This window comes from Streptomyces sp. HUAS MG56 (assembly GCF_058673395.1).
The window spans coordinates 6087296-6112201 of record NZ_CM178722.1; the positions used below are offsets into that span (position 1 = coordinate 6087296).

The 24906-nt window shown below is 70.0% G+C and carries 19 protein-coding genes and 1 pseudogene; 16 read left to right on the forward strand and 4 right to left on the reverse strand.

All coding sequences use genetic code 11. The features are described from left to right. The first annotated feature begins 38 nt into the window (after nt 1-38). Entirely contained in the window at nt 39-1331 is a 1293-nt protein-coding gene (locus AC4OXY_RS28805) for a geranylgeranyl reductase family protein (RefSeq protein WP_376293502.1), read from the forward strand. Between the two features lie 7 nt (nt 1332-1338). Here the strand turns inward: AC4OXY_RS28805 and def are convergent, their stop codons facing one another. Together def and AC4OXY_RS28815 are read right to left on the reverse strand one after the other, a co-directional pair. Continuing rightward, nucleotides 1339-1965: a peptide deformylase gene (def, locus tag AC4OXY_RS28810; protein ID WP_356027593.1), complete on the reverse strand. Its 627-nt coding sequence runs from the start codon at nt 1963-1965 to the stop codon at nt 1339-1341. A gap of 149 nt (nt 1966-2114) precedes the next feature. After that, nucleotides 2115-2927 (reverse strand): C40 family peptidase, encoded by an 813-nt coding sequence (locus AC4OXY_RS28815; RefSeq protein WP_356027590.1) that lies wholly within the window; start codon nt 2925-2927, stop codon nt 2115-2117. Nucleotides 2928-3658: 731 nt separating this feature from the next. Here AC4OXY_RS28815 and AC4OXY_RS28820 point away from each other — a divergent pair. The 14 genes from AC4OXY_RS28820 to nuoN are packed head-to-tail and all read left to right on the forward strand — an operon-like array spanning nt 3659 to nt 19600. After that, complete coding sequence (locus AC4OXY_RS28820; RefSeq protein WP_003992243.1) at nt 3659-4018, forward strand: NADH-quinone oxidoreductase subunit A; 360 nt, start codon at nt 3659-3661, stop codon at nt 4016-4018. Nucleotides 4019-4033: 15 nt separating this feature from the next. Beyond that, a complete protein-coding gene (locus tag AC4OXY_RS28825) occupies nt 4034-4588 on the forward strand; it encodes a NuoB/complex I 20 kDa subunit family protein (protein WP_003998928.1) in 555 nt (184 codons plus the stop codon). Then, entirely contained in the window at nt 4585-5355 is a 771-nt protein-coding gene (locus AC4OXY_RS28830; protein WP_356027587.1) for an NADH-quinone oxidoreductase subunit C, read from the forward strand. The genes AC4OXY_RS28825 and AC4OXY_RS28830 overlap by 4 nt, the downstream gene beginning before the upstream one ends. Continuing rightward, on the forward strand, nt 5352-6692 hold the full coding sequence (locus AC4OXY_RS28835; protein ID WP_356027584.1) for an NADH-quinone oxidoreductase subunit D: 1341 nt from the start codon (nt 5352-5354) through the stop codon (nt 6690-6692). The genes AC4OXY_RS28830 and AC4OXY_RS28835 overlap by 4 nt, the downstream gene beginning before the upstream one ends. Next, complete coding sequence (nuoE, locus tag AC4OXY_RS28840; RefSeq protein ID WP_356027582.1) at nt 6689-7480, forward strand: NADH-quinone oxidoreductase subunit NuoE; 792 nt, start codon at nt 6689-6691, stop codon at nt 7478-7480. The genes AC4OXY_RS28835 and nuoE overlap by 4 nt, the downstream gene beginning before the upstream one ends. After that, on the forward strand, nt 7477-8826 hold the full coding sequence (gene nuoF / locus AC4OXY_RS28845; protein ID WP_356027579.1) for an NADH-quinone oxidoreductase subunit NuoF: 1350 nt from the start codon (nt 7477-7479) through the stop codon (nt 8824-8826). The genes nuoE and nuoF overlap by 4 nt, the downstream gene beginning before the upstream one ends. After that, nucleotides 8823-11327 (forward strand): NADH-quinone oxidoreductase subunit G, encoded by a 2505-nt coding sequence (locus AC4OXY_RS28850; protein ID WP_491991323.1) that lies wholly within the window; start codon nt 8823-8825, stop codon nt 11325-11327. The genes nuoF and AC4OXY_RS28850 overlap by 4 nt, the downstream gene beginning before the upstream one ends. Further along, complete coding sequence (gene nuoH / locus AC4OXY_RS28855; RefSeq protein ID WP_362822981.1) at nt 11324-12688, forward strand: NADH-quinone oxidoreductase subunit NuoH; 1365 nt, start codon at nt 11324-11326, stop codon at nt 12686-12688. Before AC4OXY_RS28850 ends, nuoH begins: the two co-directional genes overlap by 4 nt. Next, nucleotides 12681-13331: an NADH-quinone oxidoreductase subunit NuoI gene (gene nuoI / locus AC4OXY_RS28860; RefSeq protein ID WP_376293496.1), complete on the forward strand. Its 651-nt coding sequence runs from the start codon at nt 12681-12683 to the stop codon at nt 13329-13331. The genes nuoH and nuoI overlap by 8 nt, the downstream gene beginning before the upstream one ends. Further along, on the forward strand, nt 13328-14170 hold the full coding sequence (locus AC4OXY_RS28865) for an NADH-quinone oxidoreductase subunit J (RefSeq protein WP_356027570.1): 843 nt from the start codon (nt 13328-13330) through the stop codon (nt 14168-14170). The genes nuoI and AC4OXY_RS28865 overlap by 4 nt, the downstream gene beginning before the upstream one ends. Continuing rightward, nucleotides 14167-14466, forward strand: coding sequence for an NADH-quinone oxidoreductase subunit NuoK (gene nuoK, locus AC4OXY_RS28870; RefSeq protein WP_071384283.1), 300 nt, complete (start codon nt 14167-14169; stop codon nt 14464-14466). Before AC4OXY_RS28865 ends, nuoK begins: the two co-directional genes overlap by 4 nt. Nucleotides 14467-14481: 15 nt before the next feature. Continuing rightward, on the forward strand, nt 14482-16377 hold the full coding sequence (gene nuoL / locus AC4OXY_RS28875) for an NADH-quinone oxidoreductase subunit L (protein WP_491991324.1): 1896 nt from the start codon (nt 14482-14484) through the stop codon (nt 16375-16377). A 5-nt stretch (nt 16378-16382) separates the two neighbouring features. Continuing rightward, nucleotides 16383-17954 carry an NADH-quinone oxidoreductase subunit M gene (locus tag AC4OXY_RS28880; protein ID WP_356027565.1) on the forward strand — a complete coding sequence of 524 codons (1572 nt, stop codon included), beginning with the start codon at nt 16383-16385 and terminating at the stop codon, nt 17952-17954. After that, complete coding sequence (gene nuoN / locus AC4OXY_RS28885; protein ID WP_356027562.1) at nt 17951-19600, forward strand: NADH-quinone oxidoreductase subunit NuoN; 1650 nt, start codon at nt 17951-17953, stop codon at nt 19598-19600. The genes AC4OXY_RS28880 and nuoN overlap by 4 nt, the downstream gene beginning before the upstream one ends. Nucleotides 19601-19645: 45 nt before the next feature. Here the strand turns inward: nuoN and AC4OXY_RS28890 are convergent. Next, nucleotides 19646-19907: pseudogene (locus AC4OXY_RS28890) on the reverse strand (hypothetical protein); the annotation flags it as partial. A 163-nt stretch (nt 19908-20070) separates the two neighbouring features. On the opposite strand from AC4OXY_RS28890, the gene recQ reads away from it, so the two are divergent. Beyond that, a complete protein-coding gene (gene recQ / locus AC4OXY_RS28895; RefSeq protein ID WP_402064149.1) occupies nt 20071-22086 on the forward strand; it encodes a DNA helicase RecQ in 2016 nt (671 codons plus the stop codon). Between the two features lie 48 nt (nt 22087-22134). Here the strand turns inward: recQ and AC4OXY_RS28900 are convergent, their stop codons facing one another. Further along, nucleotides 22135-24900 carry a fumarate reductase/succinate dehydrogenase flavoprotein subunit gene (locus AC4OXY_RS28900; protein ID WP_402064146.1) on the reverse strand — a complete coding sequence of 922 codons (2766 nt, stop codon included), beginning with the start codon at nt 24898-24900 and terminating at the stop codon, nt 22135-22137. Nucleotides 24901-24906 lie beyond the last annotated feature (6 nt).

Here is a 24906-nt window from a genome sequence, read left to right on the forward strand (position 1 = left end):
GGTCGGCACGCAGATTTCGAACTTGGGGAGATCCCGCCGTGACCGTCGTGAAGGAGCCCCTCTCCGAGAACACCGCCGACGTGATCGTCGTCGGCGCGGGGCCGGCCGGCTCCACGACCGCCTACCACCTTGCAAAGGCCGGTCTCGACGTCCTGCTCCTGGAGAAGACCGCGTTCCCGCGCGAGAAGGTGTGCGGCGACGGCCTCACCCCGCGCGCGGTGAAGCAGCTCGTCGCCATGGGCATCGACATCTCCGAGGAGGCCGGCTGGCTGCGCAACAAGGGCCTGCGCATCATCGGGGGCGGCTCCCGCCTCCAGCTGGACTGGCCGGATCTCGCCGCCTACCCGAACTACGGACTCGTCCGCAAGCGCGACGACTTCGACGAGCAGCTCGCCCGCAACGCGCAGAAGGCGGGGGCGCGGCTGTACGAGCGCTGCAACGTGGGCGCCCCGGTCATCGACGACCGCACGGGCCGCATCACCGGTGTGACCGCCAAGGTCGGCGAGGAGAAGCGCGAGGTCACCTTCCACGCGCCGCTGGTCGTCGCCGCCGACGGCAACTCCACCCGGCTGTCCCTCGCGATGGGCCTGCACCGCCGCGAGGACCGCCCGATGGGGGTCGCCGTGCGCACCTACTTCACCTCGCCCCGCCACGACGACGACTACCTGGAGTCCTGGCTGGAACTGTGGGACCGCCGCGGCGCCGAGGACCGCCTGCTGCCCGGCTACGGCTGGATCTTCGGCATGGGCGACGGCACGTCGAACGTGGGCCTCGGTGTGCTGAACACCTCCGCCTCCTTCAAGGAACTGGACTGGCGCGAGGTCCTCAAGGCCTGGTGCGCCTCCATGCCCGAGGACTGGGGCTACACCCCCGAGAACATGACCGGCCCGATCCGCGGCGCCGCCCTGCCCATGGCCTTCAACCGCCAGCCGCACTACACGCGCGGGCTGCTGCTCGTCGGTGACGCCGGCGGCCTGGTGAACCCCTTCAACGGCGAGGGCATCGCCTACGCCATGGAGTCCGGCCAGATCGCCGCCGACGTCGTCGTCCAGGCCCACGCGCGGGCCACGCCCGCCCAGCGCGAGATCGCCCTCCAGCGGTACCCGCGCGTCCTCAAGGACACCTACGGCGGCTACTACACGCTCGGCCGCGCCTTCGTGAAGCTCATCGGCAACCCGAAGGTCATGCAGATCGCCACCCAGCGCGGCCTCACACACCCGATGCTGATGAAGTTCACCCTCAAGCTCCTCGCGAACCTCACCGACCCCACGGGCGGCGACGCGATGGACCGCGTGATCAACGGCCTGAGCCGGGTGGCCCCGAAGGCGTGAGCACCCCCTAGGGCCGGCTCAGTTCCCCGGTGCGGGCGGCCCGGCGGGCGAAGACCTCGTCCCGCCGGTCCGCCATCTGCCGCAGCGCGTTCTTCTTCTCGCGTGTGGAGAGCCGGTCCAGGTAGACGTGCCCGTGGGTGTGGTCGGTCTCGTGGGCCAGACAGCGGGCGAAATATCCCGTGCCCTCGATGACGAGCGGACGGCCGTCCCTGTCCTGCCCGCGCACGACGGCGCGCTCCGGCCGCGGTACGGCCATCACGGCGCCCGGCACCGACAGACAGCCCTCGCCCTCGTCGATCAGCCGACGCCCGGCCGGGGCGGACTCCAGCACGGGATTGACGATGTGCCCGACATGTCGGACACCATCGTCGTCGGGGCAGTCGTACACGAACAGACGCAGATCGACGCCCACTTGATTGGCCGCGAGGCCGGCTCCCTCGGCGACGTACATGGTGAGGAACATGTCGTCGATGAGCGCGGCGAGGTCGGGCCCGAACTCCGTGACGTCCCGGCACGGCTTGTGCAGGACCTCCTCGCCGACCTCGGTGACCCGGCGCACCGTCCCACGCCCGGACTCGGGGGCGTGGCGCGGGTAGTAGTCGACGGGACTTCCCTGTACGAACACGCGTGGCATCGCGCGGTCTCCTTCGCTCGTGACCGGACCGCCGTACGACGGCCCGGACCGAGCATGTCAGGAAGGACCGGCCCGCACGCAGGTACGGCGCAAGGGCCGCTGCCCCCGAGCGGCTGCGGCCCTACGCGCGTTGAGTGGTGCCGGTGCCCTCAGAGCACCCGCACGGCGCCGGTCGGCGGGTCGTACGACAGCGGCCTTTCGACGATGCCGGTGGACGGGTTCTGCGCGCCGACGAACATACCGTCGCCGACGTACACCGCCACGTGGTACGCGCTGCCCGCGCCGCCCCAGTAGAGGATGTCGCCCGGCTGGAGGTTGCTCAGCGAGACCTGAGTGCCCTGGGTCGACTGGTCCTGGGAGACGCGCGGCAGGTCGACGCCGATCTGCTTGAAGGCGGACTGCACCAGGCCGGAGCAGTCGTAGGCGCTCGGGCCGGAGGCGCCCAGGACGTAGGACTTGCCGATCTGCGCCTTCACGAAGGCGATGACCGTGGCGGCCGAACCGGTCGCGGAGCCGGTGTCGGTGGAGGAGGTGCCGGTGCTCGACGAGGCGGAGAGCGTGGTGCGCTCCGCGTTGCGCGAGGCACGGGCGGCGGCCTCGATGCGGGCCTGCTCCTCGGCCTTCTTCTTGGCCGCCGCGGCCTTCTGCTGGGCCTCGGCGAGGTCCGCCTTGGCCTGCTTCGCGGCATTCGCGGCGGCCGCGTCGCGCTCCGCCTGGAGCTGGTAGTTCGCGGCGGCCTGCTGCGTGGCGTCCGCGGACTGGGCGGCCTGGGCGGCCAGGTCGGCCGTCAGGGTGGGCAGTTCGAGGGTCTGCGTCACCGGCTCGGCCGCGTTCGCCGAGCCGGACGCCCCGGCGACTGCCAGAGTGCCGAGGACGCCACCGGCAACTCCGGCCCGCATCGCGAAGGTCGACGCGCTGCGGCGGGGCTTCCGGTGGCTGCGTATGTGAGCGGTGTGGGACATGAGGACAACGGGTACCAGGGGCTCCTTCATATCTTCAAGAAACGTGTGCTGCGCCACAGTTGCTCAATCGAGACCCTGAATCCCGGGTGTGTCGCTCTTTATTGACGCCGTAACGGACATAGCGGACGTTGGCGATCAAGCCCTTGATCACGGTCTTTGATCATTACGTCCGAATTGCCCCGCACCTACCACCGGTTGGGATGGTTGGCCAACCCCGGTTCTCATGACCCTCTCATCGATGTGGCGGAGGTCACGGAACGGTTACCGGAAGGGTGGCGTCCCGTGTGCGCGGAGCTCGTGAACGCGCGCACGCGTCCACATCGCGCTCCGCGCTCCCCCTGATGTGTGAACGCGGCCCTCTAGCAGGCAGTCGCGTCCAGCACCAATTTGCATGCAAGCGAAGTCTCTTGATATTGAGACGCCCCCTCCGGCCTGCGACGACAAGCCGGAATGTCACTTCTGGTGATCAACTGAACGCTTCGCGTATGAAGATCACCCATCATCCGACTTCATGATCCTTCGTCAGGTGGTGGAGATCACAAAGCTTGTGGAATACCCCGTGTCGCAGATCACAGAGCGGCGGGCATAAGATGCGAGGCAGTTGGGCTTGTGACCTGCTTCACATGTTCTCGATCTTCGCCCGGGACGAGCGGGGCGCGTGGGACCGGTGAGGCGGGTGTGGGCCCTGTGAACCGCCAGCAGTCAGCGCCGACTGAGAGGAGCGAGGAGCGGTGAACGCGTATGCGCCCATCCTCGTACTGGGAGCCCTCGGGGCAGGCTTTGCGATCTTCTCCGTGGTCATGGCCACGCTGATCGGGCCGAAGCGGTACAACCGCGCGAAGCTCGAGGCCTATGAATGCGGTATCGAGCCGACCCCCACGCCGGCCGGCGGCGGGCGCTTCCCCATCAAGTACTACCTGACGGCGATGCTCTTCATCGTCTTCGACATCGAGATCGTCTTCCTCTACCCCTGGGCCGTCACCTTCGACGCCCTGGGGATCTTCGGGCTCGTGGAGATGCTGCTCTTCGTGCTCACCGTCTTCGTCGCGTACGCGTACGTATGGCGGCGCGGCGGCCTGGAATGGGACTGAGGGGCCTTTAACGACATGGGACTCGAAGAAAAGCTGCCGAGCGGTTTCCTGCTCACCACCGTCGAGCAGGCCGCGGGCTGGGTGCGCAAGGCGTCCGTCTTCCCGGCCACCTTCGGCCTCGCGTGCTGCGCCATCGAGATGATGACGACCGGCGCCGGCCGTTACGACCTGGCGCGCTTCGGCATGGAGGTCTTCCGCGGCTCGCCGCGCCAGGCCGACCTGATGATCGTCGCCGGCCGGGTCAGCCAGAAGATGGCGCCGGTGCTCCGGCAGGTCTACGACCAGATGCCCAACCCCAAGTGGGTGATCTCCATGGGCGTCTGCGCCTCCTCGGGCGGCATGTTCAACAACTACGCGATCGTCCAGGGCGTCGACCACATCGTCCCGGTCGACATCTACCTGCCGGGCTGCCCGCCCCGCCCCGAGATGCTGATGGACGCGATCCTCAAGCTCCATCAGAAGATCCAGACCTCCAAGCTCGGCGTGAACGCCGAGGAAGCCGCCCGCGAGGCGGAGGAGGCGGCGCTCAAGGCCCTGCCCACGATCGAGATGAAGGGGCTGCTGCGGTGAGCGACGCGAACGGCAACGGCACGGGCGGCGCGAACGGATCCGCGAACGGCGTCAACCCGGAGAAGGACCTGTCCGCCTCCAACCTCCCCGGCCAGCGCGGCCAGGGCGGCGAGGAGATCCGCGTCCAGCGCGGCATGTTCGGCGCCAACAACGGCGGCGACACCTCCGGCTACGGCGGACTGGTCCGCTCGGTCCGCCTCCCGGGTCCCGCGAGCAGGCCCTACGGCGGCTGGTTCGACGAGGTCGCCGACGAACTCGAAGGCGCCCTGGAGGAACAGGGACTCCTCCCGGAGAACGCCATCGAGAAGACGGTCGTCGACCGCGCCGAGCTGACCTTCCACATCGAACGCGAGCACCTGGTCCGTGTCGCCCGCACCCTGCGCGACGACCCGGCCCTGCGCTTCGAGCTGTGCACCGGCGTCAGCGGCGTCCACTACCCGAACGACAAGGGCCGCGAGCTGCACGCCGTCTACCACCTGCGCTCGATCACCCACAACCGGCTGATCCGCCTCGAAGTCAGCGCTCCCGACAGCGACCCGCGCATCCCGTCCCTGGTCCCCGTCTATCCGACGAACGACTGGCACGAGCGCGAGACCTATGACTTCTTCGGGATCGTCTTCGACGGTCACCCGGCCCTGACGCGGATCATGATGCCGGACGACTGGCAGGGCCACCCGCAGCGCAAGGACTACCCCCTCGGCGGCATCCCCGTCGAGTACAAGGGCGCCCAGATCCCGGCTCCGGACCAGCGGAGGTCGTACTCGTGAGCACGCAGTCAGCATCCGCGGCCGACGCCGCATCGGCGCGCGAGACCACCGAGGGCACCGTATATACGGTCACCGGTGGCGACTGGGACGAGATCGTCCAGTCCGCGACCCGCGCCGACGACGAACGCATCGTCGTCAACATGGGTCCGCAGCACCCGTCCACCCATGGAGTGCTTCGCCTGATCCTGGAGATCGAGGGCGAGACCGTCACCGAGGCCCGCTGCGGCATCGGCTATCTGCACACCGGCATCGAGAAGAACCTCGAATTCCGCACGTGGACGCAGGGCACCACCTTCGTCACGCGCATGGACTACCTCACGTCCTTCTTCAACGAGACCGCCTACTGTCTCGCCGTCGAGAAACTCCTCGGCATCGAGGACGAGATCACCGAGCGCGCCAAGATCATCCGGGTGCTCCTGATGGAGCTGAACCGGCTCTCCTCCCACCTGGTGTGCATCGCCACCGGCGGCATGGAGCTGGGCGCCACCACGATCATGATCTACGGATTCCGCGATCGTGAAATGATTCTCGACCTCTACGAGCTCATCACGGGCCTGCGCATGAACCACGCGTACATCCGGCCCGGCGGACTCGCCCAGGACCTGCCGCCCGGCGCGGTGGACCAGATCCGCGCGTTCGTGAAGAAGATGAAGAAGAACCTCCCGGAGTACGACAAGCTCGCCACCGGGAACCCCATCTTCAAGGCCCGCATGCAGGACATCGGCTACCTCGACCTGGCCGGCTGCATGGCCCTCGGCGCCACCGGCCCGATCCTGCGCTCCGCGGGCCTGCCGCACGACCTGCGCAAGGCCCAGCCGTACTGCGGCTACGAGACGTACGACTTCGAGATCCCGACCGCCGACACCTGCGACGCCTACGGCCGCTTCCTGGTCCGCCTGGAGGAGATGCGCCAGTCGCTCGGGATCGTCGAGCAGTGCCTGGACCGGCTCCAGCCCGGACCGGTCATGGTCGCCGACAAGAAGATCGCCTGGCCCGCCCAGCTCGCCCTGGGACCGGACGGACTCGGCAACTCCCTCGACCACATCAAGAAGATCATGGGCACCTCCATGGAGGCCCTGATCCACCACTTCAAGCTCGTCACCGAGGGCTTCCGTGTCCCGCCGGGACAGGCCTACGCGGCCGTCGAGTCCCCCAAGGGCGAACTCGGCGTGCACGCCGTCTCCGACGGCGGCACCCGCCCCTACCGGGTCCACTTCCGCGACCCGTCCTTCACCAACCTGCAGGCCATGGCGGCGATGTGCGAAGGCGGCCAGGTCGCCGACGTGATCGTCGCCGTCGCGTCCATCGACCCCGTGATGGGAGGCGTCGACCGGTGACCACCTCTTCTTCGGAGCGGGGCGTCGGCCTGGGCATGCCCGAACTGCCCGCGCCCGCGTACCCGGACGACGTCCGGGCCCGGCTGGAGGCGGACGCGCGCGAGATCGTCGCGCGCTACCCGGACTCCCGCTCCGCCCTGCTGCCTCTGCTCCACCTCGTGCAGTCGGAGGAGGGCCACGTCACGCGCACCGGAATGCGGTTCTGCGCGGACGTGCTGGACCTGACCACGGCCGAGGTCAGCGCCGTCGCCACCTTCTACACCATGTACCGGCGCAAGGCGTCCGGTGACTACCAGGTCGGCGTGTGCACCAACACGCTGTGCGCGGTGATGGGCGGCGACGAGATCTTCGAGACCCTCCAGGAGCACCTGGGCGTCGGCAACGGCGAGACCACCGGTGACGGCAAGGTCACCCTGGAGCACATCGAGTGCAACGCGGCCTGCGACTTCGCGCCGGTCGTGATGGTCAACTGGGAGTTCTTCGACAACCAGACGCCCGGCAGCGCCAAGCGCCTGGTCGACGACCTGCGCGCGGGGCGGCCCGTGCAGCCCACGCGCGGGGCGCGGATGTGCACCTTCAAGGAGACCGCGCGGATGCTGGCCGGCTTCCCCGACGAGCGGCCCGGGGCCGTCGAGGAGGGCGGCAGTGCGGGACCCGCGTCGCTGGTGGGCCTTCGCCTGGCAAGGGGAGAGGCCGCACCCGCGCGCGTGGTCCATCCGCGCGGAGGTCCGCACGAGGAACCCCAGGACACGCCGTCCGCCGACCAGGACGCAGAGGAGGGGGAGTGATGACCGTGGCAGCCGAACTCAAGGACACCAGCCCCGAGAAGCTGCTCGCACCCGTGCTGTCGGCCTTCTGGGACGAGGACCGGTCCTGGACGCTGGACGTCTACCGGAGGCACGAGGGGTACGAGGGGCTGCGCAAGGCACTCGCCATGTCGCCGGACGACCTGATCGCGTACGTCAAGGACTCCGGTCTGCGCGGCCGCGGTGGCGCGGGGTTCCCGACCGGAATGAAGTGGCAGTTCATTCCGCAGGGTGATGGAAAACCGCACTATCTAGTTGTCAACGCCGACGAGTCGGAGCCAGGGACCTGCAAGGACATCCCGCTCCTCTTCGCGAACCCGCACAGCCTCATCGAGGGCATTGTGATCGCGTGTTACGCCATCAGGTCGTCGCATGCCTTCATCTATCTGCGTGGTGAAGTCGTCCCCGTTCTGCGGCGGTTGCACGAGGCCGTGCGCGAGGCCCGCGCGGCGGGCTACCTCGGCGAGAACATCCTGGGCAGCGGGCTCGACCTCCAGCTCACCGTGCACGCGGGCGCGGGCGCGTACATCTGCGGTGAGGAGACCGCACTGCTGGACTCGCTCGAAGGCCGCCGTGGTCAACCGCGGCTGCGTCCTCCCTTCCCTGCTGTCGAAGGGCTCTATGCCTGCCCGACTGTTGTGAACAACGTCGAGTCGATCGCGTCGGTTCCCGCCATCCTGAAAAACGGGAAAGACTGGTTCAGGTCGATGGGCAGCGAGAAGTCCCCGGGCTTCACGCTCTACTCGCTCAGCGGCCACGTCGCGAGCCCCGGCCAGTACGAGGCACCGCTCGGCATCACGCTCCGCCAGCTCCTCGACATGAGCGGCGGGATGCGGCCCGGCCACCGCCTCAAGTTCTGGACGCCCGGCGGCTCCTCGACGCCGATGTTCACCGACGAACACCTCGACGTCCCTCTCGACTACGAAGGAGTGGGCGCCGCTGGTTCCATGCTCGGCACCAAGGCGCTCCAGTGCTTCGACGAGACGACCTGCGTGGTGCGGGCGGTGACCCGCTGGACCGAGTTCTACGCGCACGAGTCCTGCGGCAAGTGCACGCCCTGCCGCGAAGGGACGTACTGGCTGGTGCAGTTGCTGCGGGACATCGAAGCGGGCAAGGGCGTCATGTCCGACCTCGACAAGCTCGCCGACATCGCCGACAACATCAACGGCAAGTCGTTCTGCGCCCTCGGCGACGGCGCCGCGTCCCCGATCTTCTCCTCGCTGAAGTACTTCCGCGAGGAGTACGAGCAGCACATCACGGGCCGGGGCTGCCCCTTCGACCCGGCCAAGTCGACGGCCTGGGCGGACCGCCCGGAGGTGAACGCATGACCGTGACCACCAGCGCCCCCACCGGAGGGGGGCAGGCGGCGGTCCCGCCGGAGGACCTCGTCACGCTGACGATCGACGGCATCGAGATCAGCGTGCCCAAGGGCACCCTGGTCATCCGGGCCGCCGAGCAGGTCGGCGTCGAGATCCCCCGGTTCTGCGACCACCCCCTCCTCGCCCCCGTCGGCGCCTGCCGCCAGTGCATCGTCGAGGTCGAGGGCCAGCGCAAGCCGATGGCGTCCTGCACCATCACGTGCACCGACGGCATGGTGGTGAAGACCCAGCTCACCTCGCCGGTCGCCGAGAAGGCCCAGCACGGCGTGATGGAGCTGCTGCTCATCAACCACCCGCTGGACTGCCCGGTCTGCGACAAGGGCGGCGAGTGCCCGCTGCAGAACCAGGCCATGTCGCACGGCAACGCCGAGTCCCGCTTCGACGGGAAGAAGCGCACCTACGAGAAGCCCGTACCGATCTCCACCCAGGTGCTGCTCGACCGCGAGCGGTGCGTGCTGTGCGCCCGCTGCACCCGGTTCTCCAACCAGATCGCGGGCGACCCGATGATCGAGCTGCTGGAGCGGGGCGCACTCCAGCAGGTCGGCACCGGCGAGGGCGACCCGTTCGAGTCGTACTTCTCCGGCAACACCATCCAGATCTGCCCGGTCGGCGCCCTGACCTCGGCCGCCTACCGCTTCCGCTCCCGCCCCTTCGACCTCATCTCCTCGCCCTCGGTGTGCGAGCACTGCTCCGGCGGCTGCGCCACCCGCACCGACCACCGGCGCGGCAAGGTCATGCGGCGGCTCGCCGAGAACGACCCCGAGGTCAACGAGGAGTGGATCTGCGACAAGGGACGCTTCGCGTTCCGGTACGCGCAGGCGAAGGACCGCCTCGACACCCCGCTGGTCCGCAATGCCGACGGCGTCCTGGAGCCCGCCTCCTGGCCGCAGGCCCTGGACGCGGCCGCGCGTGGGCTGAGCGCAGCCCGCTCCCGGGCCGGCGTCCTCATCGGCGGCCGGCTCACCGTCGAGGACGCCTACGCGTACAGCAAGTTCGCGCGCGTGGCGCTCGACACCAACGACATCGACTTCCGCGCGCGCGTGCACAGCGGCGAGGAAGCCGACTTCCTGGCGTCCCAGGTGGCCGGCCGCGGCCGTGACCTCGACGGTACGGGCGTCACGTACACCTCCCTGGAGAAGGCGCCCGCCGTCCTGCTGGTCGGCTTCGAGTCCGAGGAGGAGGCGCCCGGCGTCTTCCTGCGGCTGCGCAAGGCCTGGCGCAGGCACAAGCAGCAGGTCTTCGCGGTGGCCACGCACGCGACGCGGGGCCTCCAGAAGGCGGGCGGCACGCTGCTGGCGGCCGCGCCGGGCACCGAGACCGAGTGGCTGGACGCCCTCGCGAGCGGCGTCGGCCTGGAGGAGCCCGGCGCGCGCGCGGCGGAGGCCTTGCGCGGCGACGGCGCGGTCATCGTCGTCGGCGAACGGCTCGCCTCGGTCGCGGGCGGCCTCACCGCCGCCGTCCGCGCCGCCACCGCGACCGGCGCCCGGCTGGTGTGGATCCCGCGCCGGGCCGGTGAACGCGGCGCCGTCGAGGTCGGCGCGCTGCCGTCGCTGCTGCCGGGCGGCCGCCCGGCGACCGACCCGCGCGCGCGGGAGGAGGTCGCCGCCGCCTGGGGGCTGGCCGAACTCCCGTTGCGCTACGGCCGCGACACGCACCACATCCTGGAGGCCGCCGCCACGGGCGAACTGTCCGCGCTCGTCGTCGCCGGCGTGGAGGTCGCCGACCTGCCCGACCCGGCACGCGCGCGTGAGGCACTGGACAGCGTCGGCTTCCTGGTCTCGCTGGAGCTGCGGCCCGGCGAGGTCACGCAGCACGCCGACGTCGTCCTGCCGGTCGCCGCGGCCGCAGAGAAGGCGGGCACCTTCCTCAACTGGGAAGGCAGGGTGCGGCTCTTCGAGGCCGCCCTCAAGCCCGACCAGATGACCCGCCGTCTCGCGCCGACCGACGCGCGCGTGCTCCATATGCTCGCCGACGCCATGGACGTCCACCTCGGTCTGCCGGATCTGCGCACCGCGCGCGCGGAGATCGACCGGCTCGGTTCCTGGGACGGCCCGCACGCCACCGAGCCCCAGGAGTCCTCGGGCGTGCTGCCGCGTCCGGCCGTCGGCGAGGCCGTGCTCGCCGGGCACCGGCTGCTGCTCGACCAGGGCGTCCTCCAGCAGGGCGACGACGCGCTCGCCGGCACCCGGCACGCCGCACGCGCGCGCGTGTCGGCGGCCACGGCCGCCGAGGCGGGCGTGCGGGACGGCGAACTCCTCGCCGTCACCGGCCCGGCCGGCACCACCGAACTCCCGCTCCAGGTCACCGAGATGCCCGACCGCGTGGTCTGGCTCCCGCTGAACTCCGCCGGTGCCGGCGTCGCCTCCGACACCGGGGCACAGCCCGGCTCCCTCGTCCGCATCGGCCCGGCGGCAGTCGCCGGAGAGGCCCCCAAGGAGGTGGAGGCATGAGCCCGTTCCTCGCCGCTGAAGACCTCTCGATGTTCGGCCGCGACCCCTGGTGGCTGGTCGTCGTCAAGGCGGTGTTCTGCTTCGCCTTCCTGATGGTGACCGTGCTGTTCTCCATCGTCTGGGAGCGCAAGGTCGTCGCCTGGATGCAACTGCGCATCGGCCCCAACCGGCACGGCCCCTGGGGCATGCTCCAGTCGCTCGCCGACGGCGTGAAGCTGATGCTCAAGGAAGACCTCATCGTCAAGCGCGCGGACAAGGTGGTCTACGTCCTCGCGCCGATCGTCGCGGCCATCCCGGCCTTCATGGCGATCGCGGTGATCCCCTTCGGCCCGGCCGACAACGAGATCTCGATCTTCGGCCACCGCACCACGATGCAGCTCACCGACCTGCCGATCGCGATGCTCTACATCCTCGCGGTCGCCTCCGTCGGCATCTACGGCATCGTGCTGGCGGGCTGGAGTTCCGGATCCACCTACCCGCTGCTCGGCGGCCTGCGCTCCTGCGCACAGATGATCTCCTACGAGATCGCCATGGGCGCCGCGTTCGCCTCCGTGTTCCTCTACTCGGGGTCGATGTCGACGTCCACGATCGTGGAGCAGCAGCACGACCGCTGGTACATCCTGCTGCTGCCGGTCTCCTTCATCCTCTACATCGTCACGATGGTCGGCGAGACCAACCGCGCCCCCTTCGACATGCCGGAGTCCGAGGGCGACCTGGTCGGCGGCTTCAACACCGAGTACTCGTCCATCAAGTTCGCGATGTTCATGCTCGCCGAGTACGTGAACATGGTGACAGTCTCGGCCGTGTCGACCACGCTCTTCCTCGGCGGCTGGCGCGCCCCCTGGCCGATCAGCACCTTCTGGCAGGGCGCCAACCACGGCTGGTGGCCGCTGCTCTGGTTCGTGATCAAGGTCCAGTTGCTGCTGTTCTTCTTCATCTGGCTGCGCGGCACGCTCCCGCGCGTGCGCTACGACCAGTTGATGAAGCTCGGCTGGAAGGTCCTCATCCCGGTCTCGGTGACCTGGCTGATGCTGGTGGCGACGGTACGGGCCCTGCGCAACGAGCACTACGACTTCGCCGACATCGCCCTCTACGTCGGCGGCGGAGTCCTCGCCCTGCTGCTGCTCTCCTTCGTCGCCGACATGTTCCGCGAGAAGACGAAGGAGACCGAGCAGCCCGCCGCGCAGGAGGCCGGGTTCGACCCGATGGCGGGCGGATTCCCGGTCCCGCCGCTGCCCGGGCAGGAGCTCCCGCCGGTGCCGAGGCGCCGCCCCCGCAGCGAGCGGGAGCTGATTGTCAGTGGCGGGTCGGACACTGTCAGTGACGGATCTTCGGATGGAAAGGAGGCGTCCGATGGCTGAGGAGCCCAAGGAGACCAAGCCCGGTTTCCTGAACCCCGTGGCCGGCTTCGGCGTGACCTTCAAGGCCATGTTCAAGAAGCGGCTGACCGAGCAGTACCCCGAGCAGAAGAAGACCACGGCCCCGCGGTTCCACGGACGGCACCAGCTCAACCGCCATCCGGACGGCCTGGAGAAGTGCGTCGGCTGCGAACTGTGCGCCTGGGCCTGCCCCGCCGACGCGATCTACGTCGAGGGCGCCGACAACACCGACGAGGAGCGCTACTCGCCGGGTGAGCGGTACGGCCGCGTCTACCAGATCAACTACGCCCGCTGCATCCTGTGCGGCCTGTGCATCGAGGCGTGCCCCACGCGCGCGCTCACGATGACCAACGAGTTCGAGCTGGCCGACTCCAGCCGCGCCAACCTCATCTACACCAAGGAGCAGCTGCTCGCCGGCCTTGAGGACGGCATGGTCGACACGCCCCACGCGATCTTCCCGGGCACCGACGAACAGGACTACTACCGCGGTCTGGTGACCCAGGCCGCGCCCGGCACCGTACGGCAGGTCGCCGTCTCCAAGGGCGAGTCCCCCGAGGACCGGCAGCAGGACCAGGACCAGGACCAGGGCCAGGGCCAGGGCCAGGAGCGGGAGGTGGACGCATGAGCGCGCAGCTCGCGGCCTACACCACCTCCACCGGCGAGGCCTTCCAGTTCTGGGTGCTCGCCACCGTCGCGGTGATCGGCGCCCTGTGCACCGTCTTCATGAAGAAGTCCGTGCACAGCGCCCTCTCCCTCGCCGGGACCATGATCGTCCTGGCGGTGTTCTACCTCGCCAACGGCGCCTACTTCCTCGGCATCGTGCAGATCGTCGTCTACACCGGCGCGATCATGATGCTGTTCCTGTTCGTGGTGATGCTCGTCGGCGTGACGGCCGCGGACTCGCTGAAGGAGACCATCAAGGGTCAGCGCTGGCTGGCCCTTGCGTGCGGGGTCGGCTTCGGTGTGCTGCTGTTCGCCGGCATCGGCAACGCCTCGCTGAAGGAGTTCAACGGCACCGGCCGGGCGAACGCGAACGGCAACGTGGAGGGCCTCGCCTCCCTCATCTTCACCAAGTACGTCTTCGCCTTCGAAATCACCGGCGCCCTGCTGATCACGGCCGCCGTCGGCGCCATGGTGCTCACGCACCGGGAGCGCACCGAGCGCGCCAAGACCCAGCGCGAGCTGTCCGAACAGCGCATCCGCGAGGGCAAGCACGTCCCGCCGCTGCCCGCCCCCGGTGTCTACGCCCGGCACAACGCCGTGGACATCGCCGGCCTGCTGCCCGACGGCACCCCGTCCGAGCTGACCGTCAGCAAGACGCTGCGCGAACGCGGCCAGATCCGCGACGTCTCGGCGGAGGCGCTCGGCGACCTGCGGGCGCTGGAGCAGCGTTCGCAGGAGCGCCTGGAGCGTACGGCGATCGAACCGACGACGTTCAAGCGGTCCGAGGAGGCGTCGAAGTGAACCCGGTCAACTATCTGTATCTCTCGGCCCTGTTGTTCACGATCGGCGCGACCGGCGTCCTGATCCGGCGCAACGCCATCGTGGTCTTCATGTGCATCGAGCTGATGCTGAACGCCTGCAACCTCGCGTTCGTCACCTTCTCCCGGATGCACGGCAACCTCGACGGCCAGATCATCGCGTTCTTCACGATGGTCGTCGCCGCCGCGGAGGTCGTGGTGGGCCTCGCGATCATCGTGTCGCTGTTCCGTACCCGCCACTCGGCCTCGGTCGACGACGCCAGCCTGATGAAGCTGTAAGGGGTCGGAAGAATCGTGGAGAACCTGATCGCGCTGCTCATCGCGGCGCCCCTGCTCGGAGCGGCCGTCCTGCTGACCGGCGGCCGGCGCCTGGACCGCGTCGGCCACTGGATCGGCACGCTCCTGTCGGCCGCCTCCTTCGTGTTCGGCCTGGTCCTCTTCGCCGACCTGCTCGGCAAGAACGCCGAACACCGCACCCTGATCAAGCACCTGTTCAGCTGGGTCCCGGTGGCCGGCTTCCAGGCGGACGCCACCCTCCGCCTCGACCAGCTGTCGATGACGTTCGTCCTGCTCATCACGGGCGTCGGCTCGCTGATCCACCTGTACTCGGTCGGGTACATGGAGCACGACGAGCGGCGCCGCCGCTTCTTCGGCTATCTCAACCTGTTCCTTGCGGCGATGCTGCTGCTCGTCCTCGCCGACAACTACCTGCTGCTGTACGTCGGCTGGGAGGGCGTCGGTCTCGCGTCGTACCTGCTGATCGGTTTCTGGCAGCACAAGCCCAGCGCCGCGACGGCCGCGAAGAAGGCCTTCCTGGTCAACCGCGTCGGCGACATGGGCCTGTCGATCGCGATCATGCTGATGTTCGCGACGTACGGGACGTTCGCCTTCGGGCCGGTCCTCGGCCACGCGACCGACGCCTCCCAGGGCAGGCTCACCGCGATCGGCCTGATGCTGCTGCTCGCCGCCTGCGGCAAGTCGGCCCAGGTGCCGCTGCAGTCCTGGCTCGGGGATGCCATGGAGGGCCCGACCCCGGTCTCGGCCCTGATCCACGCGGCGACGATGGTGACCGCGGGCGTGTACCTGATCGTCCGCTCCGGAGCCGTCTTCAACGCCGCCCCCGACGCGCAGCTGGCGGTCACCGTCGTCGGCGCGGTCACGCTCCTGTTCGGTGCGATCGTCGGTTGCGCCAAGGACGACATCAAGAAGGCGCTGGCCGGCTCGACCATGTCGCAGATCGGCTACATGATCCTCGCCGCGGGCCTCGGCCCCGTCGGCTACGTCTTCGCGATCATGCACCTGGTGACGCACGGCTTCTTCAAGGCCGGGCTGTTCCTCGGCGCCGGTTCGGTCATGCACGGCATGAACGACGAGGTCGACATGCGCAGGTACGGCGGCCTCAGGACGTACATGCCGGTCACCTTCGTCACCTTCGGCCTCGGCTACCTCGCCATCATCGGCTTCCCGGGCCTGTCCGGCTTCTTCTCCAAGGACAAGATCATCGAGGCGGCCTTCGCGAAGGGCGGCACCGAGGGCTGGATCCTCGGCGGCGCGGCCCTGCTGGGCGCGGCCATCACCGCCTTCTACATGACGCGCGTGATGCTGATGACGTTCTTCGGCGAGAAGCGCTGGCAGCCCGACGCGAACGGCAACGAGCCGCACCCGCACGAGTCCCCGAGGGTCATGACGATCCCGATGATCGTGCTCGCCGTCGGCTCGGTCTTCGGTGGCGCCTTCTTCAGCATCGGCGACCGCTTCCTGCACTGGCTGGAGCCGGTCACCGGACACAGCGAGGGCCATTCCCCGGTCAGCGCTTGGACAGTCACCGGGGCGACCATGGTCTGCCTGGTCATCGGCGTCGGCATCGCCTGGGCGCAGTACGGCCGCAGGCCCGTCCCGGCCGTCGCCCCGCGCGGCTCGCTGCTCACCCGCGCGGCCCGCCGCGACCTGCTCCAGGACGACTTCAACCACGTGGTCCTGGTCCGTGGCGGCGAGCACCTGACGCGCTCCCTGGTGTACGTCGACCACACCCTGGTCGACGGTGTCGTCAACGGCACGGCGGCCGGCTTCGGCGGCCTGTCCGGGCGGCTGCGCCGGCTCCAGAACGGCTTCGCCCGCTCCTACGCGGTCTCGATGTTCGGCGGCGCGGCACTCATCGTCGCCGCGACCCTGCTGATGAGGGCGGTCTGATACCGATGTCCTTTCCTCTGCTGACAGCGACGGCGGCGCTCCCGGCCGTGGGAGCCGTCGCCACGGCCGCCGTACCGGCCGCGCGGCGTACCGCCGCCAAGTGGCTGGCGCTGCTCGTCTCGCTCGCCACACTCGCCCTGGCGATCACGATCCTGGTCCGCTTCGACCCGGGCGGCGCCCGCTACCAGCTCACCGAGTCCCACGCCTGGATCGCGGACTTCGGGGTGCGGTACGAGCTGGGCGTGGACGGCATCGCGGTGGCGCTGGTCGCGCTGACCGCCCTGTTGATCCCGTTCATCGTCCTCGCCGGCTGGAACGACGCCGACCCGCTGGAGACGGGAAGCCGGCGCTGGCGGCCCACACAGGGCTTCTTCGCGCTGATCCTCGCCGTCGAGGCGATGGTGATCATTTCGTTCGAGGCCACCGACGTCTTCGTCTTCTACATCTTCTTCGAAGCCATGCTCATCCCGATGTACTTCCTCATCGGCGGCTTCGGCGACCGCGCCCACGCACAGGGCGAGGCGGCGGCTTCGACGCAACGGTCGTACGCGGCCGTGAAGTTCCTCCTCTACAACCTCGTCGGCGGCCTGATCATGCTCGCCGCGGTGATCGGCCTCTACGTCGTCGCCGGGAGCTTCAGCCTCGCGGACATCGCGCACGCGCGCGCGACGGGCTCGCTGCACATGGCGACCAGCACCGAACGCTGGCTGTTCCTCGGCTTCTTCTTCGCCTTCGCGGTGAAGGCGCCGCTGTGGCCGCTGCACACCTGGCTGCCCAACGCCATGCAGGAGGCCACCGCCCCGGTCGCCGTCCTGATCACCGCGGTCGTCGACAAGGTGGGCACCTTCGCGATGCTCCGCTTCTGCCTCCAGCTGTTCCCGGAGGCGTCGAAGTGGGCGACGCCCGTCATCCTCGTCCTGTCCCTGATCAGCATCGTCTACGGCGCACTGCTCGCCGTCGGGCAGCGGGACATCAAGCGCCTGGTGGCGTACGCGTCGATCTCGCACTTCGGCTTCATCATCATGGGCATCTTCGCGATGACCAGCCAGGGCCAGTCCGGCGCCACGCTCTACATGGTCAACCACGGCATCTCCACAGCCGCGTTGATGCTGGTCGCCGGGTTCCTCATCTCCCGGCGCGGCTCGCGGCTCATCGCCGACTACGGCGGGGTGCAGAAGGTCGCCCCGGTACTCGCCGGCACGTTCCTGATCGGCAGCCTGGCCACCCTCTCCCTGCCCGGCCTCGCACCGTTCGTGAGCGAATTCCTCGTCCTGGTCGGCACGTTCACGCGCTACCCGGCGATCGGCGTCATCGCCACCTTCGGCATCGTCCTCGCCGCGCTCTACACCCTCGTGCTGTACCAGCGGACGATGACGGGCCCGGTGAAGCCCGCGGTCTCGGCGATGCCCGACCTCCGCGCGCGCGAGCTGATGGTGGTCGCCCCGCTGATCGTGCTGCTGATCTTCCTGGGCGTCTACCCGAAGCCCGTCACGGACATCGTCAACCCGGCGGTCAAACAGACCATGTCCGACGTACACAAGACCGACCCCAAGCCCTCGGTGGAGGCGGCCAAGTGAGCACAGCAGCCGTCCACAGCCTGTGGACAACCGCGGCCGATCCGATCGCTAAGATCCCGACGCCGAAGATCGAATACGGACAATTGTCGCCGACGCTGATCGTCGTCGGTGCCGCGCTGGTCGGCGTGCTGATCGAGGCGTTCGTCCCGCGCAAGTCCCGTTACTACGCCCAGGTGTTCGTGTCCGTCGTCGCCCTGTGCGCCGCGTTCGCCGCGGTGGTCGGGCTCGCGGCCGACGGCTACGGCACCACCAAGGCGCACATCGCGGCCATGGGCGCGATTGCCGTCGACGGACCGGCCCTGTTCCTCCAGGGCACGATCCTGCTGGCCGGACTGGTCGCCCTGTTCACCTTCGCCGAGCGCCGCCTGGACCCGGCCGCGCACGGCAGCCGCGTCGACTCCTTCGCCGCACAGGCCGCCGCGGTGCCGGGCAGCGACGGCGAGAAGGCGGCGGTGAAGGCGGGCTTCACCACGACAGAGGTCTTCCCGCTGTTGCTGTTCGCCATCGCGGGCATGCTGGTCTTCCCCTCGGCCAACGACCTGCTGACGCTGTTCGTGGCCCTGGAGGTCTTCTCCCTGCCGCTGTACCTGCTGTGCGCGCTGGCCCGCCGCAAGCGGCTGATGTCGCAGGAAGCCGCGGTCAAGTACTTCCTGCTCGGCGCGTTCGCCTCGGCGTTCACCCTGTTCGGCATCGCCCTGCTCTACGGCTACGCGGGCTCGGTGTCGTACGCGCGCATCGCGCAGGTCGTCGACGGCACGGTCACCAACGTCGACCCGGCACTCGCCAACACCATGGGCAACGACGCCCTGCTGCTCATGGGTGGTGCCATGATCGTGATGGGTCTGCTGTTCAAGGTGGGCGCGGTGCCGTTCCACATGTGGACGCCCGACGTCTACCAGGGCGCGCCGACCCCGGTGACGGGCTTCATGGCGGCGGCGACGAAGGTGGCCGCGTTCGGCGCGCTGCTGCGCCTGCTGTACGTCGTCCTGCCGGGCATGCGCTGGGACTGGCGGCCGGTCATGTGGGCGGTGGCGATCGTCACCATGCTGGGCGGTGCGATCGTCGCGATCACCCAGACCGACATCAAGCGCCTCCTGGCGTACTCCTCGATCGCACACGCCGGATTCATCCTCGCGGGTGTCATCGCCACCTCGAAGGACGGTGTCTCGTCCGTCCTCTTCTACCTGGCCGGCTACTCCTTCGTGACGATCGGCGCCTTCGCGGTGGTCACGCTGGTGCGCGATGCGGGCGGCGAGGCCACCCACCTGTCCAAGTGGGCGGGGCTGGGCCGCCGCTCCCCCCTGGTGGCAGCCGTCTTCGCGGTCTTCCTCCTCGCCTTCGCCGGCATCCCGCTGACCTCCGGCTTCGCCGGAAAGTTCGCCGTGTTCAAGGCGGCGGCGGCCGGCGGCGCGGCCCCGCTGGTCGTCATCGGTGTGATCTCCTCGGCGATCGCCGCGTTCTTCTACATCCGCGTGATCGTCCTGATGTTCTTCAGCGAACCGCGCCCGGACGGCCCGACGGTGGCCGTCCCGTCCCCGCTGACCATGGCCGCGATCGGCCTGGGCGTGGCGGTGACCCTGGTGCTCGGCGTGGCCCCGCAGTACTTCCTGAACCTGGCGAGCCAGGCGGGAGTCTTCGTGCGCTGACGCTCTGCTTGTACATGCCGCGGCCCGGCACCCCTCATGAGGCGGGTGCCGGGCCGCGGTGCCGGTGCAGGCGCCGGTCGTCGGTTCCAGTTCGAAGACGTGTACAGCGGCCCGGCCGTCCTCGTTCTCGACCCGCCAGCAGTGGGGGATCTCACGCGGGCGTACTTGACGGGTTTGGTCTCGCGCACCGCGTCGATCAGCCGCGTGCGGGGCGGAAGGTCCGGAAGGGAGTCCAGATCGTCGGCCGTCCATCCGCCTTCGCGAGGAACGGGCCAGGGGGTGCCGAAGTCTCGACGGCAACGTTCATGTGTGCTCCCGCGGCGGAGACCGGATGGTTGCGTCAGGTTAGCGGCAGTCACGCAGGAGAATGGAGTGAGCCTGTGGATAACTCCGTGGCTGTCGGTGCGGCCCCCTATCGTGGAGGCAGCGGTCGGGATACGACACACGGGGGACCGGCGGGGGACAGGACCATGAAAGCGACGGGCGGGATCAGCGAGATGCCACAGGTGACCGAGGGGCCGGGCGCGGCCGACAGCGAGGCGCTGGCCACGCTGCACCGGATCTTCGGATACGAGGCTTTCCGCGGCGAGCAGGAAGCGATCATCGAGCATGTGGTGGCCGGCGGCGACGCCCTCGTCCTCATGCCGACCGGCGGCGGCAAGTCGCTCTGCTACCAGATCCCCGCCCTGGTCAGACCCGGTACAGGCGTGGTGATCTCCCCACTGATCGCCCTGATGCAGGACCAGGTCGACGCCCTGCGCGCCCTCGGTGTGCGCGCCGGCTTCATGAACTCCACGCAGGACTTCGACGAGCGCCGCCTGGTCGAGGCCGAGTTCCTGTCCGGCGAGCTGGACCTGCTCTACCTGGCCCCGGAGCGGCTGCGTCTGGACACCACGCTCGACCTTCTCTCGCGCGGCAAGATCTCCGTCTTCGCGATCGACGAGGCGCACTGCGTGTCCCAGTGGGGCCACGACTTCCGCCCTGACTACCTCGCGCTGTCCCTCCTCGGCGAGCGCTGGCCGGACGTCCCGCGGATCGCCCTCACCGCCACGGCGACCCGCGCCACCCACCAGGAGATCACCCAACGGCTGAACCTGCCGACGGCCCGCCACTTCGTCGCCAGCTTCGACCGGCCCAACATCCAGTACCGGATCGTGCCCAAGGCCGACCCGAAGAAGCAGCTGCTCGCCTTCCTTCGGCAGGAGCACACGGGCGACGCGGGCATCGTGTACTGCCTGTCGCGCAACTCGGTGGAGCGGACGGCGGAGTTCCTGGCCGCCAACGGCATCGAGGCGGTGCCCTACCACGCGGGCCTGGACGCGGGCGTGCGCGCCGCCCACCAGTCCCGGTTCCTGCGCGAGGACGGCCTGATCGTCGTGGCGACCATCGCCTTCGGCATGGGCATCGACAAGCCGGACGTACGGTTCGTCGCCCACCTGGACCTGCCCAAGTCGATCGAGGGCTACTACCAGGAGACGGGCCGCGCGGGCCGCGACGGACAACCGTCCACGGCGTGGATGGCCTACGGCCTGAACGACGTCATACAGCAGCGCAAGCTGATCCAGTCCGGCGAGGGCGACGACGCCTTCCGCCGCCGTGCCTCCGCCCACCTCGACGCGATGCTCGCGCTGTGCGAGACGGCCCAGTGCCGCCGCGGCCAGCTGCTCGCCTACTTCGGCCAGGACCCCGATCCGGCGGGCTGCGGCAACTGCGACACCTGCCTGACCCCGCCGGAGACCTGGGACGGCACGATCGCTGCGCAGAAGGTGCTGTCGACCGTGGTACGGCTCCAGCGCGAGCGCGGGCAGAAGTTCGGCGCCGTGCAGATCGTCGACATCCTGCTCGGCAAGCGCACCGGCAAGGTCATCCAGTTCGACCATGACCAGCTGTCCGTCTTCGGTATCGGTACGGACCTCACCGAGGCCGAGTGGCGGGGCGCCATCCGCCAGATGCTGGCCCAGGGGCTGCTGGCGGTCGAGGGGGAGTACGGCACGCTGGTGCTCACCGAGGAGAGCGGCTCGGTGCTGCGGCAGGAGCGGGAGGTGCCGCTGCGCAAGGAGCCGAAGAAGCCGGCCGTGGCCCGGTCGCGGTCGGCGGGCGCGTCCGGCGGCAGCAAGGCCAAGGCCGCCGCGGCCGAACTGCCCGACGAGCTGCTGCCCGCCTTCGAGGCCCTGCGCGCCTGGCGCACCGAACAGGCCCGCGAGCAGGGTGTCCCGCCGTACATCGTCTTCAACGACGCCACCCTGCGCGCCATCGTCACCCTGAATCCCACCTCGGTGCGCGAGCTGGGCACGGTGAGCGGCGTCGGCGAGAAGAAGCTGGCCACGTACGGGGAGGGCGTACTGGCGGTGCTGGCTTCCCTGGACGATCCGGCGGGCTCGGCGGGGCCGACGGGCGCGGTGGGCTCGGCTCCGGCCGTCGGTGCCGTGCAGGACGCCGACTGGCCGGAGCACGACGAGGAGCCGGAGCCCGACGACTGGATATAGCGGGCCGAGCAGGTCGAGCAGGTCGGCCTGAGGAGACGCGGGGGATCGTCACAGCCCCCGTGCCGCGTAGGCCCTGACGTCCGCGTCCGAGTCGGTCGCGGCCGTGGCGAGAGCCGCGCGGGCCTGTGCCGTGCCCCGATGCCGCGTCAGGGCCAGGACGGCCGCCTTGCGTACGTCGGCATTGGCGTCGCCCAGGGCCTCGGCCAGCGCGGGTACGGCCGCGTCGGCGGTCGCGGCCGACAGCGCGGTGGCGGCGCCGGAGCGGACCTGCCAGGCCGGGTCGGACAGGGCGGCCACGGCCCGGGCGGCGAGCGGCGCCGGGCAGCCGGTGCCGGCCAGCGCGCCGAGCGCGGCGCCGCGCACCAGGGCATCGGTGTCCTCCGTCAGCCGGTTCAGGGTGGCCCTGAGCAGCTGCTGGTCGGCTTCCGCCGACGCCGCCGGGGCGACGGTGGCCAGCGCCCTGGCCACCGTGACCCGGACCTCCCGGGAGGGATCGTCCGCGGCACCGGCAAGCGGGCGGACGGCGTCGACGGAGACCAGCGCCCGTACGGCCTCGGTGCGGACGGCGATGTCGGGGTCGTTCAGTGCCGCAGCGAACACACCGGCCCGGCCGAGCCGCAGGGCGCGCAGCACATCGAGCGCGGCGGCCCGGACCACGGGGTCGGCCTGGTCGAGCGCACCGGTGAGGGCGCCGCCCAGGGCGGGGTCGGGCGGCAGGGTCTCGACGAGCTCGCGCAGGGAGGCCGCGGCGGCCGCGCGGACCCCGGCGTCGGGGTCGGCGAGCGCACCGGCCAGGGCCAGCCCACCGCCGGACGGCACGGTCTCGGTGAGCACCGCGACGGCCGTACGGCGCACAGCGGGGTCGGAGTCCGTCAAGTAGGGCTCCAGAGCGGCGAGTTCCGGCTCCGCCTCGGCCAGCTCCAGCAGCTGGAGGAGTCGGGGCGAGGCGGAGCCGTGGGCGCCGGCCCGCGCGCCGGAGGCAGCGGCGCGTGCGGGGGCCGGTCCCGCGGCGACCGGTGCCGCCTCGCGCGGACCGGCCGTCGCCACGTGCTCGGGGCGGACCTCACCGATCCGCCGGGAGGGACCGCCGACGGGCGCGAACTCCTCGACCGGGACCAGATAGGAAGCCACGGGACGGGCCGTGAACTCCATCGCACCAGAGGGGGACTTGTGCAGATCGAGATGGTGGAACCAGGAGGCGTCGTCCCGTCCGGGATGGTCGAGACGGTCGTGGTAGAGACCCCAGCGGGACTCGGTGCGGGCGAGGGAGGCGCGGGCGGCCATCTCGGCGCAGTCGCGGATGAAAGTGACCTCGGCGCAGCGCATCAGCTCGTGCGGGGTACGGGCGCCCATGGCGGCGATGTCGGCGCGCATCCGCTCGAAGGCCTCCAGGGCGAGGGAGAGCCGCGCGCCGGACTTCGGCGGTGCCACGTAGTCGTTCACGAAGCGGCGCAGCTTGTACTCGACCTGGGGCTGCGGCGGGCCGTCCGGGTTGCGCAGCGGACGGTAGATCAGCTCGTGCGCCTCGCGCACCTGGTCCGCGGGAAGCTCCCCGGCGTACGCGGTGTACTGTGCGGCGTCCGCGCCCGCGAGGTCGCCGAAGACGAAGGCGCCGATCATGTAGTTGTGCGGGACGCAGGCGAGGTCACCGGCGGCGTACAGGCCGGGGACGGTCGTGCGGGCGTGGTCGTCGACGCGGACGCCGGAGGCGGAGTGGCCGCCGCACAGGCCGATCTCGGAGATGTGCATCTCGACGTCGTGGGTGCGGTAGTCGTGCCCGCGCCCGGCGTGGAAGGTGCCCCGGGTGGGGCGCTCGGTGGAGTGCAGGATCGACTCCAGCGCGGACACCGACTCCTCGGGGAGATGGCTGAGCTTGAGGTAGACCGGGCCGCGGTCACCGGCGACCTCGGCGGCGAACTCGGCCATCATCTGCCCGGACCAGTAGTCGGAGTCGACGAACCGCTCCCCGTGCCGGTTGACCTGGTAGCCGCCGAAGGGGTTGGCGACGTAGGCGCAGGCGGGCCCGTTGTAGTCCTTGATGAGCGGGTTGATCTGGAAGCACTCGATGCCGGTCAGCTCGGCGCCCGCGTGGTAGGCCATGGCGTATCCGTCACCGGCGTTGGTGGGGTTCTCGTAGGTGCCGTACAGGTAGCCGGAGGCGGGCAGCCCGAGCCGGCCGCAGGCGCCGGTCGCGAGGATGACCGCCCCCGCGCGGACGGTGACGAAGGCGCCGGTACGGGTGTGGAAGCCGGCGGCGCCCACGGCCCGCCCGCCCGCCGTGAGCACCCGGACCGGCATCACCCGGTTCTCGATGCGGATCCGCTCCCGCATCTCGCGTCGCCGCAGCTGCCGGTAGAGGACCTTTTTGACGTCCTTGCCCTCTGGCATCGGCAGTACGTACGAGCCGGAGCGATGCACCTGGCGCACCGCGTACTCACCGTGCTCGTCCTTCTCGAACTTGACGCCGTACGACTCCAGCCGCTGCACCATCGCGAAACCTCGGGTGGCGGTCTGGCGGACGGTGGACTGGTCGACGATGCCGTCGTTGGCGCGGGTGATCTCGGCGACGTAGTCGTCGGGTTCGGCGCGGCCCGGGACAACCGCGTTGTTGACGCCGTCCATGCCCATGGCGAGCGCGCCGGAGTGACGGACGTGGGCCTTCTCCAGCAGCAGGACGTCGGCGCCGCGCTCGGCGGCGGTCAGCGCGGCCATGGTGCCGGCGGTGCCACCGCCGATGACGAGGACGTCGCAGGTCAGCTCCTCGGCGTCGGTGACGGCGGGGATCTCCGGGAGGGTGGGCGCGGGGGTGGTCACCGGGGT

Excerpts from the sequence above, each read along its gene's own strand:
- nuoH (WP_362822981.1), top strand. The coding sequence starts at position 11,324 with ATGAGCCCGTTCCTCGCCGCTGAAGACCTCTCGATGTTCGGCCGCGAC.
- recQ (WP_402064149.1), top strand. The coding sequence starts at position 20,071 with ATGAAAGCGACGGGCGGGATCAGCGAGATGCCACAGGTGACCGAGGGG.
- AC4OXY_RS28880 (WP_356027565.1), top strand. The coding sequence starts at position 16,383 with ATGTCCTTTCCTCTGCTGACAGCGACGGCGGCGCTCCCGGCCGTGGGA.
- AC4OXY_RS28850 (WP_491991323.1), top strand. The coding sequence starts at position 8,823 with ATGACCGTGACCACCAGCGCCCCCACCGGAGGGGGGCAGGCGGCGGTC.
- AC4OXY_RS28825 (WP_003998928.1), top strand. The coding sequence starts at position 4,034 with ATGGGACTCGAAGAAAAGCTGCCGAGCGGTTTCCTGCTCACCACCGTC.
- def (WP_356027593.1), bottom strand. The coding sequence starts at position 1,965 with ATGCCACGCGTGTTCGTACAGGGAAGTCCCGTCGACTACTACCCGCGC.
- nuoI (WP_376293496.1), top strand. The coding sequence starts at position 12,681 with ATGGCTGAGGAGCCCAAGGAGACCAAGCCCGGTTTCCTGAACCCCGTG.
- AC4OXY_RS28815 (WP_356027590.1), bottom strand. The coding sequence starts at position 2,927 with ATGTCCCACACCGCTCACATACGCAGCCACCGGAAGCCCCGCCGCAGC.
- AC4OXY_RS28865 (WP_356027570.1), top strand. The coding sequence starts at position 13,328 with ATGAGCGCGCAGCTCGCGGCCTACACCACCTCCACCGGCGAGGCCTTC.